This is a genomic window from Cytobacillus firmus, assembly GCF_023657595.1.
Lineage (GTDB): Bacteria > Bacillota > Bacilli > Bacillales > Cytobacillaceae > Cytobacillus > Cytobacillus firmus_B.
In genome coordinates this window covers 2,143,729-2,160,610 of record NZ_CP098323.1, presented here as the reverse complement: position 1 = coordinate 2,160,610, position 16,882 = coordinate 2,143,729, and the positions used below count along the sequence as shown (strand labels likewise).

Annotated in this window: 17 protein-coding genes; 5 read left to right on the top strand and 12 right to left on the bottom strand. The window is 40.4% G+C overall.

Annotation, left to right across the window (positions count from 1 at the left end):
• Positions 1-21: 21 nt before the first annotated feature.
• From NAF01_RS11005 to NAF01_RS10995, 3 genes are all read right to left on the bottom strand, one after another.
• Positions 22-1,743 (bottom strand): glycosyl hydrolase family 18 protein, encoded by a 1,722-nt coding sequence (locus NAF01_RS11005; RefSeq protein WP_250802283.1) that lies wholly within the window; start codon positions 1,741-1,743, stop codon positions 22-24.
• Between the two features lie 128 nt (positions 1,744-1,871).
• Positions 1,872-3,314, bottom strand: coding sequence for a phospholipase D family protein (locus NAF01_RS11000; RefSeq protein ID WP_163145015.1), 1,443 nt, complete (start codon positions 3,312-3,314; stop codon positions 1,872-1,874).
• A 130-nt stretch (positions 3,315-3,444) separates the two neighbouring features.
• Entirely contained in the window at positions 3,445-3,768 is a 324-nt protein-coding gene (locus tag NAF01_RS10995; protein ID WP_048010102.1) for a DUF3243 domain-containing protein, read from the bottom strand.
• 195 nt (positions 3,769-3,963) lie between these two features.
• Between NAF01_RS10995 and plsY the strand changes: the two genes are divergently transcribed.
• The 5 genes from plsY (at position 3,964) to NAF01_RS10970 (ending at position 8,001) form a co-directional block, all read left to right on the top strand.
• Entirely contained in the window at positions 3,964-4,548 is a 585-nt protein-coding gene (gene plsY / locus NAF01_RS10990) for a glycerol-3-phosphate 1-O-acyltransferase PlsY (RefSeq protein WP_048010103.1), read from the top strand.
• A 186-nt stretch (positions 4,549-4,734) separates the two neighbouring features.
• Entirely contained in the window at positions 4,735-5,451 is a 717-nt protein-coding gene (locus NAF01_RS10985; protein WP_250802282.1) for a sensor histidine kinase, read from the top strand.
• Positions 5,452-5,561: 110 nt separating this feature from the next.
• A complete protein-coding gene (locus NAF01_RS10980; protein ID WP_250802281.1) occupies positions 5,562-6,722 on the top strand; it encodes a CapA family protein in 1,161 nt (386 codons plus the stop codon).
• A gap of 66 nt (positions 6,723-6,788) precedes the next feature.
• Positions 6,789-7,601: a CPBP family intramembrane glutamic endopeptidase gene (locus tag NAF01_RS10975; RefSeq protein ID WP_250802280.1), complete on the top strand. Its 813-nt coding sequence runs from the start codon at positions 6,789-6,791 to the stop codon at positions 7,599-7,601.
• Positions 7,602-7,707: 106 nt separating this feature from the next.
• Complete coding sequence (locus NAF01_RS10970; protein WP_061790817.1) at positions 7,708-8,001, top strand: HesB/YadR/YfhF family protein; 294 nt, start codon at positions 7,708-7,710, stop codon at positions 7,999-8,001.
• Between the two features lie 349 nt (positions 8,002-8,350).
• Here the strand turns inward: NAF01_RS10970 and NAF01_RS10965 are convergent, their stop codons facing one another.
• The 9 genes from NAF01_RS10965 to acnA form a co-directional block, all read right to left on the bottom strand.
• On the bottom strand, positions 8,351-8,650 hold the full coding sequence (locus tag NAF01_RS10965; RefSeq protein WP_250802279.1) for a hypothetical protein: 300 nt from the start codon (positions 8,648-8,650) through the stop codon (positions 8,351-8,353).
• 67 nt (positions 8,651-8,717) lie between these two features.
• Positions 8,718-9,155 carry an acyl-CoA thioesterase gene (locus NAF01_RS10960; RefSeq protein ID WP_048010108.1) on the bottom strand — a complete coding sequence of 146 codons (438 nt, stop codon included), beginning with the start codon at positions 9,153-9,155 and terminating at the stop codon, positions 8,718-8,720.
• A gap of 2 nt (positions 9,156-9,157) precedes the next feature.
• Positions 9,158-11,470: an AAA family ATPase gene (locus NAF01_RS10955; protein ID WP_250802278.1), complete on the bottom strand. Its 2,313-nt coding sequence runs from the start codon at positions 11,468-11,470 to the stop codon at positions 9,158-9,160.
• 126 nt (positions 11,471-11,596) lie between these two features.
• Positions 11,597-11,848, bottom strand: a complete 252-nt coding sequence (gene tlp, locus NAF01_RS10950) for a small acid-soluble spore protein Tlp (RefSeq protein WP_048010110.1) — start codon at positions 11,846-11,848, stop codon at positions 11,597-11,599.
• A gap of 540 nt (positions 11,849-12,388) precedes the next feature.
• The gene (locus tag NAF01_RS10945) at positions 12,389-12,532 is read right to left on the bottom strand and encodes an acid-soluble spore protein N (protein WP_035332449.1); all 144 of its coding nucleotides are present in this window, start codon (positions 12,530-12,532) and stop codon (positions 12,389-12,391) included.
• 61 nt (positions 12,533-12,593) lie between these two features.
• The gene (locus tag NAF01_RS10940; RefSeq protein ID WP_175609044.1) at positions 12,594-12,725 is read right to left on the bottom strand and encodes an FbpB family small basic protein; all 132 of its coding nucleotides are present in this window, start codon (positions 12,723-12,725) and stop codon (positions 12,594-12,596) included.
• Positions 12,726-12,957: 232 nt separating this feature from the next.
• Positions 12,958-13,479, bottom strand: a complete 522-nt coding sequence (locus NAF01_RS10935; protein WP_250802277.1) for a peroxiredoxin family protein — start codon at positions 13,477-13,479, stop codon at positions 12,958-12,960.
• A 55-nt stretch (positions 13,480-13,534) separates the two neighbouring features.
• A complete protein-coding gene (locus NAF01_RS10930) occupies positions 13,535-13,951 on the bottom strand; it encodes a hypothetical protein (protein WP_250802276.1) in 417 nt (138 codons plus the stop codon).
• A 102-nt stretch (positions 13,952-14,053) separates the two neighbouring features.
• Positions 14,054-16,762: an aconitate hydratase AcnA gene (gene acnA, locus NAF01_RS10925; protein ID WP_284709505.1), complete on the bottom strand. Its 2,709-nt coding sequence runs from the start codon at positions 16,760-16,762 to the stop codon at positions 14,054-14,056.
• Between the last annotated feature and the right edge of the window lie 120 nt (positions 16,763-16,882).

Sequence of the window (16,882 nt, the reverse complement as noted above, 5' to 3'; positions counted from 1 at the left end):
GGATGTTCTCCGGCCTTTCTTTCATTTTTTAGCTGCTTCCTTATTAGTTAAAGTTAAGGCAGACCAGGCTGTTTCATCAGCAAAGTACCTGCTCCAGCTTGCCACACCGGCCAAATGATATTTCTTTGCTAATTCAGCCCGTTTTGTCAGTGAGATTTCATCTTCAAGCCACACTTTGTATGTGACTTTATCTTTTTCTGAATAATGCTCCGCATAATTTTGCCCGCTTACCGGATCGTATACCGGAGTAATTTTATTTTGACTGAGCCATTCTTTCACTTTTCCCATAGAAAGGGCTTTGGAAGAAACATCCCCATTTGATTTTTGTTCCCATAATCTTGTATATAAAGGCACACCCAATATTAATTTCTCATTGGGCACAACCTCTAGCAAAAGTTTCAGGTTTTTCTCCACCCACGGGAGGCTTGCAACACTTCCAGCAACCTGAGAGCTGCCCCAATGCTCATCATAAGCCATGACTACCATGTAATCTGCTATCCGGGCAAGCTTATCCCTTTCATAAAAAGCCGACCAATTGCCGCTTGATGAAATGAAGGTGATATCCATCGACACTACTAAACCTGCGTCATGAAAATATGGAGTGGCTTCCCTCACAAACTGTGTTATGAAAGGCCCGTCTTCAGGATTAACATTTTCAATGTCAAGATTGATCCCGTTTAATTCATATAATTGACTGAAATGCAGAAGCTGGCGAATCATATTCTGCCTTGTTTCAAAAACACCAAAAGCTTCATGTGTTAATTCAGGGTCAAATGCATTTGAAAACAAGCCCCAAATTTGGTATCCCTGTTTTTTGGCCCATTTTGCATAATCCTTCGAACCCAGGTTTTTGATAGCCCCTTTTCCGTCCGCCAGCTCAAACCATGTTGGTGAAATGACATTCACGTCAGCCATCTTCGGGATGCTCGAAGTATTCGGGTTTTTTGTATATACAGCTTCCCAGGTCAGCTGAATTGGACCTTCCATTTTCGGCACTGTGTTTTTTGCTTCTTCAAGAGAAATAGCTATCTCCTTTCTCTCTCCCTTTTTTATGTATTTCTTTTTCAAATAGCCGGCTCTGCCGTCTTCTTTTCTTATAAAATAGTAGTCTTCTTTTTCCTGTTCTATAAATACATTCTCTTTCGGAGATACGGTGGCCGTATATGGAGAATCCAGGCTTGCTTTTGTCCGCAGCCGGAGCAATTCTTCACGAATATCTTTTTCCTGCACTTTACCGGCAGCAAAGGTCTCTCCATTCTTTTTAACCCAAACTGCACCTGTATCAGAGAGTATTGAATAAATTATTGGATAGAAAGCCAATAAGGGCTCAATCGCTAAATACCTGTTTCCTTCTATCTGTTTAACAACAGAAAAGTCCAATTTCACAGGTTTCTCATTCACATAATAGCTCGAAGATTCAGACGGCAGCTGCACTACTTTATTTGTAGTGGCAGTAATGATAGATTGTGAATGTTCATCAAAAATAATAGCTTCGTCAACAAATTCCTGCAGAAAAGTTAACGGCAGGTAGATCGTTTTGCCTTCTATATAAGCATTTCCCGCTTGTTTGCCCATAAACAAAATCGGATGATCTCCTTTAAAGTAAGATACCTTCTCTTTTGAAGCAAAAGGATATAATAATAGGATGACACTCGAAGTTATCAGTGTAAAAGCAAACAAAAGCCCCGCAAAAATAATTTTTTTAGCGGAAGGCTTTTGTGGTCTTGTTTCAATTTCATACATTCCTTTTCCTCCCCTGCATTCATCGTAACGAAATTATCAAAAAATGGGAAGAAAATTTAAAATGTTTTCCAATTATTTCACCCCTCCTATATTAACGGAATTTATATAAGAAAGGTTTCATGTTTTTGTCAGTATGTTGTAAAGTGAGTAAACTTCTGCAGTCTGTAAGTAATATATTTAACCCCCGGCATTTTCTCATTGGATGAATAGTTATTTGTATAAATGGCACCGTTATTATTCCAAAGCTTATTAAAATACCTGTCAACATCCCTTATAACCTGGGATTGGGCTGGGGCAATGATTTTTAAATTTGTCTCCAGGTTTAAATCATCCAGATTTCTTTTTGTAAAATTAGCTGAACCAGCTATGATCAAACTTTTTTCTTTGCCAGTTACATACATGATTTTCGGATGGTATTGTTCAAATCCAGTATTGTACCATTTGATATTTATGTTTTCATGGCCTAGTTTATCCAATTCAGCTGCAACAGGTATATTAGGCAGCCCAATTTTTTCAGATCCGAAAGCGTTCTGGTTGGGATCCAGGATCATTTTTACTATAACTCCCCGGTCGGCTGCTTCTTTAAGTGCATCAACTACTTTTCGGTCAGCAAGATAAAACATGCCAAGCCAGATGGTTTCCCCTTTCTTAACTTTATTAATTTCCTGCAGAATGTGTTTATAAATCTTTCCTTCAGTCAGTACCTGGACCTTAAGCGGGCCGGTTTTGTTGCTCTTTTCAGGCTTGAAATCTGCCAGTTTGCCGGATGCTGAATAATCGGCCACCGCCTGCTCGGTTTTTACGAGATCACCTAAGATTGGCCCTTTTACTTCAAATGCTATATTTGAGTGAAATCCACTGGCATTGTGGGGATTTCCAGATGTTACAATCCCTGATTTTTCTGTCACAAAGACTTTACGGTGATTTGCTTTTATGTTCATAAGATCAAGATAAGACCGGAATGTCACTTTAGGTGCATTTTCTGCGAGCGGATTGGGCAGCCAGCCTTCTCCACCCTGGCCAAACCATTGTATAAACACACGCCAAAATGCCGAATAAATGGGATTTGAATCCCTTAAAGGAACTAATGAAGTATAAACAACATTTATGCCATTCTCTTTGAGTTTCCGGAATTCCGGAACTTCATGCGATCCATAGGTGCTGTTAATCCGATCTGTGATCACAGTAATATCCATATTCGGGCGGCTAAGCTTTTTATCGATCAGCTTATCAGTTATTTTACCGCTAATATTAGGATAATCTTTATCACCGTCGTTAAAGCTATTGAATAAAAACATATCCATCACTATAAAATCCTCTGCCTCGTCAACTGCTTCTATAATACGCTGAAAGATCTGCTGTTCACTTTCTCTTTTGCCATTTTCTTTTTCATATGTTAAATCGTATAAGAACTGAACATCTTCTGCAGAATATACTTCCCCCTCAAATGAAAGACCCTTTGGCAAAGTTTTATTGGATTGATAGATAATGGTTGCTGCCAATACCAGCACAAGGCTCAAAATGGGTATCCATACCTTTTTTGTTTTTACTTTTCCCAGAACCTTTTTCACCAAGACTCCCCCTGCTCCTTAGACTGCGATAACTATATATAGACCATTTTTGACTATTGTAAACTCATCTATGCGCTTTCAGGCAAAATAAAAGACGAAGGCCGGTGCCTTCGCCATTAATATATATTTTTTAGCCAACAAGCTTTACAAGCATATGAGACAGCTTATGCTTTTCTTCTTCTGTTCCTACCTTCCACAATTCCTGAAGAAGCTTTTCTTCACGGTTTCTCGGTTCTTCTTTGGAAGCCAGATAATCGCCTACCTTTTGAGCAGTATTAGCAAGCTGCTCCTCATCCATGCCCATTTTCTGTCCCATGGAAACCTTTCCGCTTAAATAATCTTTAAATCCGTCAAAGCTTGAAAGAATTTCATCTTTCTTTTCGCTCCCCATATTATCCAGCTTTCCCTCTACATTTGCTGCTTGTCCATTTACGTTATTCATATTTTGTTCCATGCTGAATCTCTCCTTTAATTGGATTTGTTTGCTGTGACAGTCTACGTATACCCGGTGTCAAACATATCAAACACAAGCCAGAGAGTTTGAAGCACCCCTCAGAAATAAATTGGACTACTTTTTAATTGCACATGGTATGCTGCTTTGCTCACATGGTACAATATACTAACATAGAAAGTATGAAGGAGAGTTCTTATGATTTATGGAATTATCATTATTTTAGCTTATTTACTTGGCTCCATTCCTTCTGGTTTAATTGTAGGAAAACTTTTTTATGGAATGGATATTCGAGAGCATGGCAGCGGAAATCTTGGCGGTACCAATACTTTTCGGACCCTTGGAGTTAAGGCCGGCATGATCGTGACCATAGCTGATATCTTAAAAGGCACCCTTGCTGCATCCCTGCCATTGTTCTTTGGATCAGATATGCATCACCTTATTGCCGGGATTTTTGCAGTAATTGGACACATGTATCCTCTGTTTGCCGGCTTCCGCGGAGGAAAAGCAGTGGCAACTTCAGGCGGAGTGCTATTAGCCTACGTACCGTTCATGTTTCTTATCCTATTGGGTGTTTTCTTCTTAAGCCTTTACATAACCAAGTATGTGTCTTTATCCTCTATTCTGGCAGCAGCAGCATCTATCATTTACGCACTTGTACTAGGTGACATACCCTTGATAATAGTCGTTTCTATCCTGGGATTCTTTGTTATTTACAGGCATAGGGCAAACATTAAACGAATCAGGGACAAAACCGAGCCCAAAATAAAATGGCTTGGCTGAAAACCAGCCGTAAATGCAAAACAGCAGACCTTTTATCTGCTGTTTTTTATTTTGATTAAAAAATATTTTTTAATTAATAACATGAATAAACTTTATACATAAAAGAACATATATTGATATCTTTCGCCATACATTAGTTTAGGCTTAAATTTTGCCGAAAACGCTAATGTTAGGATGAATAATGAGATGGAAAAGGAAAAAATGAAGAATTTAAAAATAGCTGAAGGAAAAATCCTGGAAAACGACGGCCAGCTGGCAGCAGCATTAGCCCATGAAATCAGAAATCCGCTGACAACAGTAAAAGGGTTTATGGAGCTCTTAAAGCCTTATTTAACTGAAATCGGCAAAGAACAGTACGCCCAAATTGCGATTGATGAGATTAATAGGGCAAATGATCTGATTTATGAATTTCTAAATGCATCAAAACCTGGAATAAACAAGAAAACGGAAATAGACTTAAACAAATTGATTCAGGAAATGAAGATTTCTTTCGAAAATCAGGCAAATATTAAAAATATAAACCTTTCAGTTAACCTATGTCCTGGAGAGCCCGCCATCTATGGTGATTCTAATAAGATAAAGCAAGTACTGATTAATTTAATAAAAAATGCACTGGAGGCATGTGAAGAAGCTCATGCAGGAGAAGGAATGGTTTGCCTGACTGCCAAATCAAACAGCCGGAAAATCCAAATCATTATTGAGGATAATGGACCGGGAATGACAGGAGAAACGATCAGCAGATTATTTTTGCCATTTTATACAACGAAAGAAAAAGGGACTGGCATCGGTCTATCCATATGCCGGAAAATAATAGAGGAACATAAAGGCAGAATTAAAGTCCATTCCACACTTTCACAAGGCAGTATTTTTACAATTGAACTTCCTATGGCATTTAGCAAATAAAAAAATTGAATTTGAATGGGAAAATTGCAGAAAAATGATGAAAAATGCAAAAATTCATATTAAAATTAGACTATTAATATATTCTGCTTCATATTAAGGGGATAATTTTGATGAAATACACCAAAGCCTTCCTGTTATCTGCATTTTTCTGTACCACATTAGTAATTTGCTCGGGTCTCTTAATCTATAAAATGCACACTGAATATAAGGCTGAGGCAGCTGAAGCCAAACCTGTTCAATTGCATGCTGAAAACAGAGAAACTGCCGAGGGCAACAAAATCCTTATTGAAAGGGTGACCTTGGGAGCTATCGGAGACATCCTTATTCATGATTGGGTATATAATGATGCTAAAACAAAAACAGGCTATGATTTCAACCCGATGTTTGAACATGCAAAATCGCTATTAAGTACGCCTGATCTCTTACTTGCCAATCAAGAGACTATTCTTGGCGGCCCAAAGATAGGAATTTCCAGTTACCCAATGTTCAACAGCCCTCAGGAAGTGGGGAATGCCCTCATTGATGCAGGCGTTGATATCGTTTCAACTGCCAATAACCATTCACTCGATAAGGGAGTAAAGGGCTTGGAAGCCTCTCTGGATTATATGGATCAAATTGGATTGCCGCATGTGGGAACGAGCAGAACACCACGTGAGCAGCAAACCTTGAAAATACTCAGCAAAAACGGAATTAAAGTTGCCTATCTTTCTTATACCTATGGCACAAACGGAATTCCTGTTCCGGAAGGTAAGGAATATCTCGTTAATCTCATTGATGAAACCGCCATAAAAAAAGAAATTAACCGGGCTAAAGACGAAGCTGACGTCGTTGTGATGAGTATGCATTGGGGAAATGAATATCAGCTTCAGCCAACAGAGGAGCAGAAGAAATTAGCTGAGACTCTGGTAAATGAAGGTGTTGACATTATCTTCGGCCACCATCCACATGTTCTGCAGCCTATGGAGTGGATTGACAGAAAAGACGGCGGCCGGTCATTGGTCGTTTACTCGCTTGGCAATTTTTTATCCGGGCAGATGCGCGATTATAAAGATATAGGCGGGCTTGCCACTGTGGAGGTTACAAAATATATTGACCAAAACGGGGTCGATATCACACTTGCCAATCCGGAATTCGTCCCGACCTATGTCAGCAATAAACAGCTGAGTAATTACCGGATCGTACCGCTCGAGGATGCGGGCAGCTTTGGTTTACCACATGCAGAGTCCAAATTTGCCGAAATTATGAAACATATGACTGGAAACGTTCAGTAAAGCGCTTATTAGCGCTTTTTTTTTGTAAAGAATGGTAAAATATTTTGTATACTGGGAGGTTCGAATATGAAAACCGCTTATGTTAATAAATCTCTTCCTTTTTTGCAGCTAAGCGTATTCACCGCTGGCGTATTGCTTTTTCAAGTGAAGCTTTTCGCTTTCGCTTTCATTCTTTCGTTTGGCCTTATCATTTTTTTATTGTTTCTCTCAAAGCAGGAGCGTGTTTTTTCCTGGACCACTGCCGGATACTTAACAGGCAGCCTTTTGTTTCTTTATGGCGATAAGCTGCTTGATGCACTGCCCCTTCCATACTATATCTTATTGATATTGAATAGGCTACTTCTGGTAATCCCGATCCTGATTCTGGTCTATATTTCAATAAAGTTTAATAAAACGGCTATCCCCTTTCTGCAAAAACCGGATTGGAATTCCCTCATATTTTTCCCATTCATATGGAGCGGTTTCCATTCAATAAAAATAAAGCATTTTCTTATGATTGCTATCGTAATTAATTTTGCCGCATTTGCTTATTCTATTTTTTCAGCAGATAACTCGTTTTCAAGGGGCTTTTTAATATTCCTGATTGGCTTCTCAATTGTAAATGGACTAATGGAAGAGCTCTTATGGAGAGGAATTATCTTATCCAGAATGGCTGAACTTTCAGGAGAAAAGGCAGCAGTTCTTTTTTCCGGGCTGGCATTTGGATTTTCTCATATGATGCTTGGCTACTCATTTATTTTGTGTCTTCTGTTTGCTGTCGGCGGCATATTTTACGCGGCCGTCACAGTGAAATCCCAAAGCATCTTTCCTGCCTTCATATGGCATATGGCCATGAACGTATTTATGATATTAAGCGGTTTAATATCTTTTCCGGGCTAGTTGAATGCTGACATGGCATCAAAAAAGAAATGAAGCAGACATTTTATTCGCGCATAGGGAAAAACTAGCCTATAATATGACTATCACCCAGGAGGAGGAATTTCAAATGAACATACATATCGAAGATCAGGCTGCCCAATGGTATCAGGAAGAAATGCTCTTAAAAAAGGGTGACTATGTCCGCTTTTTTGCAAGGTATGGAGGCTGCAGCACTGTGCAGCAGGGATTTTCACTAGGGGTCTCGAATGAACAGCCACATGACGCTGGAGTGCAGACCGAAAAAAACGGAATTACTTACTTTATCGAAGAAAAGGACTTATGGTATTTTGATAATCACGATTTATTCGTGACATTTAATGAAAAAGCACAGGAACCTGAATTCAAATATAACAATGAGTAAAAGAAGCAGACACCGCCTGCTTCTTTTTTTCAGAAAATAAGTATATATTCTGAAGTTAGATAACTGTCTAGCTCCAGGCGCCATCGGCTCGAGATCATAAGCTTGTCTTGTTTCGGCTCCTAGGGACTCGCCTCAACATTTCTTTCAATCCGTCCAAAAGGTTAAAGAACAACCTTTCAGCCGGCTCGTCTTATGCTTGAGGCCCGCAGGACAAGGAAGACTTCGTTAGCATAAACATCGCACGACCAAAAGCGACAGCTTTTGGGAGGATGCGGGTCATGCAGACGTTGCCACAGGACGTGGCGGTTTTAGTCTGCGCTCCTTTATAGGCGGGCGCCTTCCGCTTTTCTTATTCCAGCTGTTCCAGCTGCTCCAATAGCTTCTCTTTTTTAAGGATTTCCTTCTGCCTGGAACCAATTAAATCAAAGTGTGAGTAGCCATCAGTCCGATAATCAATCCACTCTGGCTTAAGCCCATGCGATTCTCCCCAATCTATCAATTTCTTCAAATCTGAACAGCCGACCTTTGTGACCGTTTTACACCCAGGGAATCGCTCATCCAGCCAATAATGAGTTAAAAAAGCAATTTCTCCACGGTCTATTTTCCTCTTCCATTCTTGAAGATCTTTTCTTCGAAGGCCGAATGCCATTTCTATTCTCCATCCTTTAGTTTATCGCAGTTTAAGGCAGTAAGACTCCCACTGATTGAAGTTTCACTTATCTGACAGCACCTTCAGGCTGCTTTTTCGCTTTTTCATATGCTTCATGCCAATCAGGATATTTCTTTTTAATTGAAATTGGGCGGAAATTATCCTTTTTGACGCAAACATGCTTTGACAAGCCTGTTACGGCAAGCTCTCCTTCATCATTGAATATTTCATATCCGTAGCTGACGCGGAAACCGTCATACTCTTCGATCCAGGTTTTAATTGTTGCAGTCTGTCCGTAGCGCAATGGTTTTTTATAAGAAGCAAGAATATCCAGAACAGGAGAGATAATTCCATCCTTCTCCATTTCAGCATAGCTGAATCCAAGATCTTTAATGATCTGTGTCCGGCCAAGTTCCATCCATACCAGGTAATTGGCGTGATATACTACTCCCATTTGATCTGTTTCTGCATACCTTACCTCTATTTCTTTTGTTGAGATGAGCATCCCTATTCCCCTTTACTTATTTTATTTAAAGCTATTTCGAAATCCGGCTTCTCCAAAATACTTACCTGCTCAATATCCTCAGCAAGTGCTGAAACAATTCTCATAGCCTGTGCCTGAATGGCCTCATCAGCAAGATTGGCCGCAAAACGTCCATTCCCGTTTACTTCAATCTTTGATAAAGTGTGGTTAAGGTAATCCTTTGCTTCCTCCGTTAGTGTGTATTCATATTTTCCAGCATACGAAATAATAATTTCCAGGAGCTCTGGGGTTGAATAATCTTTAAAATGAAAGAACTTTTTGAATCGCGATTTTAACCCCGGGTTACTTGACATTAGCTTCTCCATTTCATTCGGATAGCCAGCCAAAACAACAACAAGATTTTCATTATGCTTTGTCATTTCATCCACTAACGTATCAATGACTTCTTTGCCAAAATCTCCTGATGTCTGAGAAAGAAGTGAATATGCCTCATCAATGAATAGGACACCACCCAATGCCTCTCTTATCTTTTTCTTTGTCTTGATAGCAGTTTGGCCAACATAGCCGGCTACAAAATCAGCACGGCTCGCAACTATCAAATGTCCGCGTTTCAGAAATCCGCATTCCTTCAGCAATTCTGCATAGATCTTTGCTACAGTCGTTTTTCCTGTTCCCGGATTACCGGTAAATACTGAATGAAGCTGGATAGGGACAACCGGAAGACCTCTTTCACGGCGTACCTGCTGCATTTTAACAAAGGACACTAAATGTTGAACTTCTTTTTTAACTGTTTCAAGTCCGATCAGCCGGTCAAGCTGCTCCCGAGGATTCATCAGCTTTTCTTCTTCTTCACTTTCAAAATCTTCTTTTTCCAAAAGTGTATAAGACATGATGTTTTCGTTACTTTTTGCTTGAGAGCCTTTTTTAAAAATCGCATCCAGAACAATGTTTCTTACAGTCCTGGCATTACCGAATGTATCATCAACCCGCTCTTTTTCAATACGTTTGCCCAGTTCCTGTTTTGCTCCTTCTGTTAGAACATAATCATTATCGGCTGACAGCTTCTCAGCAATCTGCAAAAGCTCCATATTCGAATAATCAGGTAGCGCAATAAAGTTTGACTCCGGGAAACGGCTGCGGAGACCAGGATTACTGTCCAGAAATTGTCTCATTTCTTCAGGATAACCGGCCATAATAACCGCAAACTTTCCTCCGTATTCAGTTCCGGTCATCAACGATACAAGGGTATCAATAGCAGTTTGTCCATAATCGCTGCCAGTCTGTCCCTCACGCTTTAAGCTGTAAGCCTCATCAATGAATAGTACACCGCCGATCGCCTTTTCAACTGCCGCTCTGACATTTTCTTCTGTTTGCCCGACAAACCCTCCAACCAGCTGTGACCGGTCAGCTTCGATTACTTCTTCCCGAGGCAAAACACCAAGGCTGTGATAAATCTTTGCCAAAAGCCGTGCGATAGTCGTTTTGCCCGTACCTGGATTCCCGGTTAGTATCATATTGAGGCTGAGTTCATCCTTCGTCTGAAAACCAAGTGACTTCCGTTCATTTTGATATTTTAAAAACCGATAAAAATCATGAACTCTGCTTTTGACCGAGTGCAGGCCAACCATTTCATTTAGTTCATCCAGAGGATCGGTTTGCACATCAGACTCCTCTTCCTCTGATTCAAATATCATTTTCCACTCATTTTTAAGCCTGCTGATGGCATTCAAGTGGTTTTTCATATCGGTATAATAAGTTGAAGTATGGAAAACACCTGATATGGATTGCTCATATTCCTCCGAAGCCTTTAAAAGTAAAGCTGTCTCCTCAATAGCTTTTTCAAGTATTTCAGCCAGCTTCCGGTATTCCTTATCCTCATAGGCATGCTGCTTTTTCTGCAGGTCTTCTAACTCATCATCAGCTTTGTTTATAAAGCTTCGGCAAATTTCAATAAATTGCTCCGCTGTTTTCTTTTTAGCTGCCCTGTTATCGGTTTCGCGAATTGGAGGGAAAGTCAGGGCTTCAAGTAGATTGCTTTTATTTTTCCATTCGGATTTTCCTAATTGGGCTGCTGCCATTGTATTTCCAGTGTCCAGTTCAACAGCTTTTTGCAGCCATGCACTGGCAAGAGTATCATCAGTATTGTTGTTTAGCCTGGAGATAGCAGCCATGGCCAATAATTCCGAAAGCAGACCTGGGTCTGTCTTTTCATTGATATTCTTAATTACATTTAGCAGCTCTGCTTCATTTTGTATGTATCCGTATTGATCAAGCTCATTCTTCCAATGGCCGACCTTAATTTCTTCTGATGTTGCCTGTCTATTCTGCTGTGTCATCGATTATCACTTCTTCTTCTTAGTTTCCTCAACTTATCTTACCATATTTCTGTAATTATCTATAAGGATGCGCACCTTTGCTCCAAAGGAAAAGACCTAATCACATTGGATTAGGTCTTGAAGATGTCAATAATTATTGTTCTCACTGCTATTGCCGTTTTGCTGTGCCTGATATTCATCTTTTATTTCCGAACGGAATGAAGCAAGACTTTCCCGGCGGCGTTCATTTTTAGCTTCAATTCTGGCAAGATCTTCTGCATTTGCATACTTCATTGATTCTTCAGCTTCGTCCATGTTCTCAATTGTATGAACGATCATGGATTGAAGCTTTTCAACGTTATCGCTGCGGTCATCAGGGTTTGGTCTATTATGTGCCATGGTATGTTCCTCCCTTTGTTAGGTGATGGTACAAATTTAGTTTGTGAAAGAACAAGAAAAATATTGGCGGAAAAGTGTGGGTCGCCTGCCTGATTTACCAGAAATGATCAGAAACAAAAGAACCTGCCCTATATAAATGGCAGGTTTTATATATAATTTTGAACGTCGATAACTGTCCAGCTCCAGCGCCTACCCCCTCGAGGTCACAAGCTTGTCTAGTTGCGGCTCCTAGGGACGAAAGACTAGCCAATCCCTTCCAGAAGGAAAGAACACCTTCTTGCAGGGCTCGTCTTATGCTTGTCGTCCCTGGACAGTCGCCTTCACTTTTCAGGCAATCCTCCCAAAAAGGCAAAGAACGTCTTTCCGGGAGGCTCGTCTTGTGCTTGAGGCCCGCAGGACAAGGAAGGCTTCGTCAGCATGAACATCGCACGACCAAAAGCGACAGCTTTTGGGAGGATGCGGGTCATGCAGACGTTGCCACAGGACGTGGCGTTCTTAGTCTGCGTTCCTTCGTGGGCAAGGCGCTTCCGCTTTTCTTAATTATTCGCCTTTAGTTTGTATCACTTGAGCATGCTGTCCGGATTTGTCCTGCATCTTCTTGCCTTTGTTGCCGCCAAATCCGCGTGATTGTGTACCAATATGGTTCGGATTGAAATGATTAGGGTGTCTTTTTGGATTACTCATTATATCCCTCCTCATTTAAAGTTTGTGCATTTGAGGAGGGTTTCATGATTGGCAAGTAATTCTATTCGGCCTTGTTCAGACGTTTAAGCTCGAGGCGCTCTTCAATTTTTTCCATAGCATCATGATCTTTAAGCAGCTGGCGTTTATTTTCTAGTACTAATTCAGCAAAGGAGCGTTTTCTAGGCTTTCTCATAAATCTTTCACCTTCCTTTAATAACATTGTAACAATCATTATCTCCAGAAAACCGTTGAATTATTACAACTTTTCGAAAATTTAATCCACATTTACCCAGACTACGTGAAAAAAGTACATATGGTTTGAAATTATTGATAAAATATTCTGAAAACGTTAATTCTAATTTAATTTTTCCCTTTTTATTACAGCATAAACCTATAAAAAAACATCTGCTTATGCAAATGTTTTTTTACATTTCATCTATATACTGATTCATAAGCTCCTCGGACATCGCACTTAAATATTTATTCCGAATAATTCCTTCTTCATCAATAAAAAAAGTGGTTGGAATTGTTATTATTTGATAGGCGTTAGAAGCTTTTTCGTCCACATCAAGTAAAATCGGAAAGTTTACTCGCATTTCCTTAGCAAACCCTGCTACATCAGACTGAGGATCAATGTTCACTGCCAATATAGCAACATTATCTCCCTTCTGAGTATAAAATTTTTGAATATCAGGCATTTCAGCTTTACATGGAGGACACCAGGTTGCCCAAAAGTTTAGCATGACTTTTTTTCCTTTGTAATCTGAGAGCTTGACGGTTTCCCCTTGCAGGTTTTTCAATTCGAAATCCGGGGCTTTCAATCCTATTCCTAATCCTGTCTGATTAACGGGCTGACTTTCGACATCACTTTTTTCAAAAGCCTGCACTGCAAAAACCGCGGTAATAATGATTAATAACAGAGAAGCTGCAAACATTTTTTTGAACATGCTGTTTTCCCTCCCGGCTTATTAAGCCTTTTTGCTTCCTTGATTGTATTTTAACCTAGAAAAGCAAAATTAATAAGGTTCTGAACAGCCAATAAGACAGCATAAATGTGACAGATCCGTAAACAATTCCTTGAATCCATTTATTCAGCGGATAGTTGTATTTCTTAATAGCTAATACTAAATAGAATATAGCAAAAAAGGTTCCTAAAATAATTCCTTTTCGTCCTCCTGAGAAATATATAAATCCCATCGGGCTGCTAAGAATATTTTCTGTTTGGAAAAGGATTGAACTAAACTTATAAGTAAAATAGCCGATAAGAACTGAATTCAAGATGACATTCAGAAAGACTTTTTTATATTCCTCGCTGTCCCTTAGGACTTGTAGAAGAGTGAAATAAGTAACAAATCCTGAAAGCAGCACAATAACCCATTCGTACTTCACTAATAATGGTCCAATCAAAAAAGCACCCAATATCAGCCCTCCAAAATTAAAGATACAATCAAGATACCTAAACCCGTATATTTTGTAAATAAAAAAGCCGCTATGTGAGCAAACACATAGCGGCGGGTCAAATTAGTTAGCCAATTTATCACGAAGAACCATTTGCAGGATTCCGCCATGACGGTAGTAATCGATCTCAACTTCAGAGTCGAAACGGACAAGAACTTCGAATGTAGTCTGGTTGCCGTTTTCATCTGTAGCTGTAACCTTAACAAAGTCACGTGGTCTAACATTTTCGTCGATTTGAACATCGATCGTTTCTTTTCCTGACAAGCCGAGAGTTTCTGCACTTTCGCCTTCCTTGAACTGAAGTGGAAGAACTCCCATTAGAACAAGGTTAGAACGGTGGATACGCTCATAGCTTTCAGCAATAACAGTTTTAATTCCAAGCAGGTTCGTACCTTTTGCAGCCCAGTCACGGGAAGATCCCATTCCATAGTCTTTGCCGGCAAGAACAACAAGGCCAGTTCCATCTTCTTTATACTTCATACAAGCATCATAGATAGATGTAACTTCACCAGTTGGCCAGTAAGTTGTGAATCCGCCTTCTGTGCCTGGCGCAATTTGGTTGCGGATACGGATGTTTGCAAATGTACCGCGCATCATTACCTCATGGTTACCCCGTCTGGATCCATAAGAGTTAAAGTCACGTGGTTCAACACCGTTCTCGCGAAGATATTTTCCTGCTGGCGTATCTTTGCCGATCGCACCTGCCGGAGAAATATGGTCAGTTGTTACAGAATCACCGAACTTGCCGACAACACGCAATCCTGATAAAGGTTTAACTTCATCAGCATTAGGAGTTAAGCCTTCGAAGAACGGAGGATTCTGGATATATGTTGAATTATCATCAAATGAATATAAAGGCTCATTGCTAGTTTGAATTTGATTCCAGCGAGCATTGTCGTCAAATACATGCTCATATTCTTTACGGAACAATTCAGGTGTAACAGTCTGTTTAACCACTTCATTAACTTCAGCAGTTGAAGGCCAGATATCGTTAAAGAAGACATCATTGCCATTCTTGTCTTTTCCGATTGGCTCGTTTTGAAGGTCAATATCAACCGTACCAGCTAGTGCATAAGCGACAACTAATGGCGGAGAAGCCAGGTAGTTAGCTTTTACAAGCGGATGGATACGTCCTTCAAAGTTACGGTTGCCTGAAAGAACAGATGTTACAAGAAGATCGGTTTCGGCTACAGCCTTTTCGATTTCTTCTCTTAATGGACCGGAGTTACCGATACATGTTGTACAGCCATAACCAACAAGGTTGAATCCAAGCTGTTCCATGTATGGAAGAAGTCCTGAATCACGCAGGTATCCAGTAACAACCTTAGATCCCGGTGCTAAAGAAGTTTTTACGAACTTAGGAACTTCCATTCCAAGTTCAACTGCTTTTTTCGCCACTAAACCTGCACCAACTAAAACGTAAGGGTTTGAAGTATTTGTACAGCTAGTGATGGCCGCAATGGCAACAGCACCCGTTTTCATCTTGGTTGAATCGCCATTTGCAAATTCAACAGTGACTTTTTTGTCGATTTCTTTCTTATCCAAGCCAAAGCCCTGGTTGCCCTGTGGAGCAGTGATCGCGTCATTGAACTCCTTTTTCATTGCTGAAAGCGGAATTAAATCCTGCGGACGCTTAGGACCTGAAAGGTTCGCTTCAATTTCGGAAAGATTGATTTCAACTACATTTGTGTATACCGGCTCTAAAGATGGATCGAAGAACATTCCATTTTCTTTGCAGTATTTTTCAACAATCTTGATTTGCTCTTCAGGACGTCCAGTCAGGCGCATGTAATCAAGGGCTTCTGCATCAACAGGGAAGAAACCGCAAGTTGCACCGTATTCTGGAGCCATGTTAGCAATTGTAGCGCGGTCAGCCAGTGGAAGCTGTGTAACACCAGGGCCGAAGAATTCTACAAACTTGCCAACTACTCCCTGGCTGCGCAGTACTTGAGTTACCTTTAATGCAAGGTCAGTAGCAGTTGTTCCGTTAGGAAGCTCGCCAGTAAGCTTAACCCCTACAACTTCAGGAACAGGGAAATATGAAGGCTGGCCCAGCATACCTGCTTCAGCTTCAATTCCTCCTACACCCCATCCAAGAACGCCGATACCGTTGATCATGGTTGTATGGGAGTCAGTACCTACAAGAGTATCAGGGAAAGTTTCGTAGTCGCCCTCTGTTGTCTCAAGCGCATGAACAACATTTGCAAGGAACTCAAGGTTTACCTGGTGAACAATACCTGTTGCAGGCGGAACTGCACGATAGTTGTCAAATGCTTTTTGTGCCCAGCTCAAGAACTGGTAACGCTCAGCATTTCGCTCGAACTCAAGCTCCATGTTGGCTTCAAGAGAATCAGGTGTTCCATACTTATCTACCTGTACAGAGTGGTCAATAACCAGATCAACAGGCTTCTCAGGATTAATTTTATCAGGATCCCCACCCATGTCAGCCATTGCCTTACGCAATGAAGCAAGGTCAACTACTGCCGGAACTCCAGTGAAGTCCTGCAGAATTACACGTGATGGTTTGAAAGGAACATCTACTTCTTTCACTTCAGAAGTTCCCCATTTTGCCAGGTTTTCAACATGCTCTTTTGTAATTACACGGCCGTCATATTGACGAAGTACTGATTCCAATAATACCTTAATTGAATAAGGCAATTTAGAAACATTACCTACTCCGGCTTCTTCCAGAGCACCTAAATGATAGTAATGATAGCGCTTCCCGTCCAGATCAAAGGATTTGCGGGAATTGAACACATCGTTCTTTGCCAAATGTATTACCCCCTCTTTCAATAAACATCATATACCAAGTGTTAGGTAATTGTCGAAAAGTTTGAATTTTCATCCATCCTTACTTTTCTCACAATTCCTATATTAATACAACCTGCTATA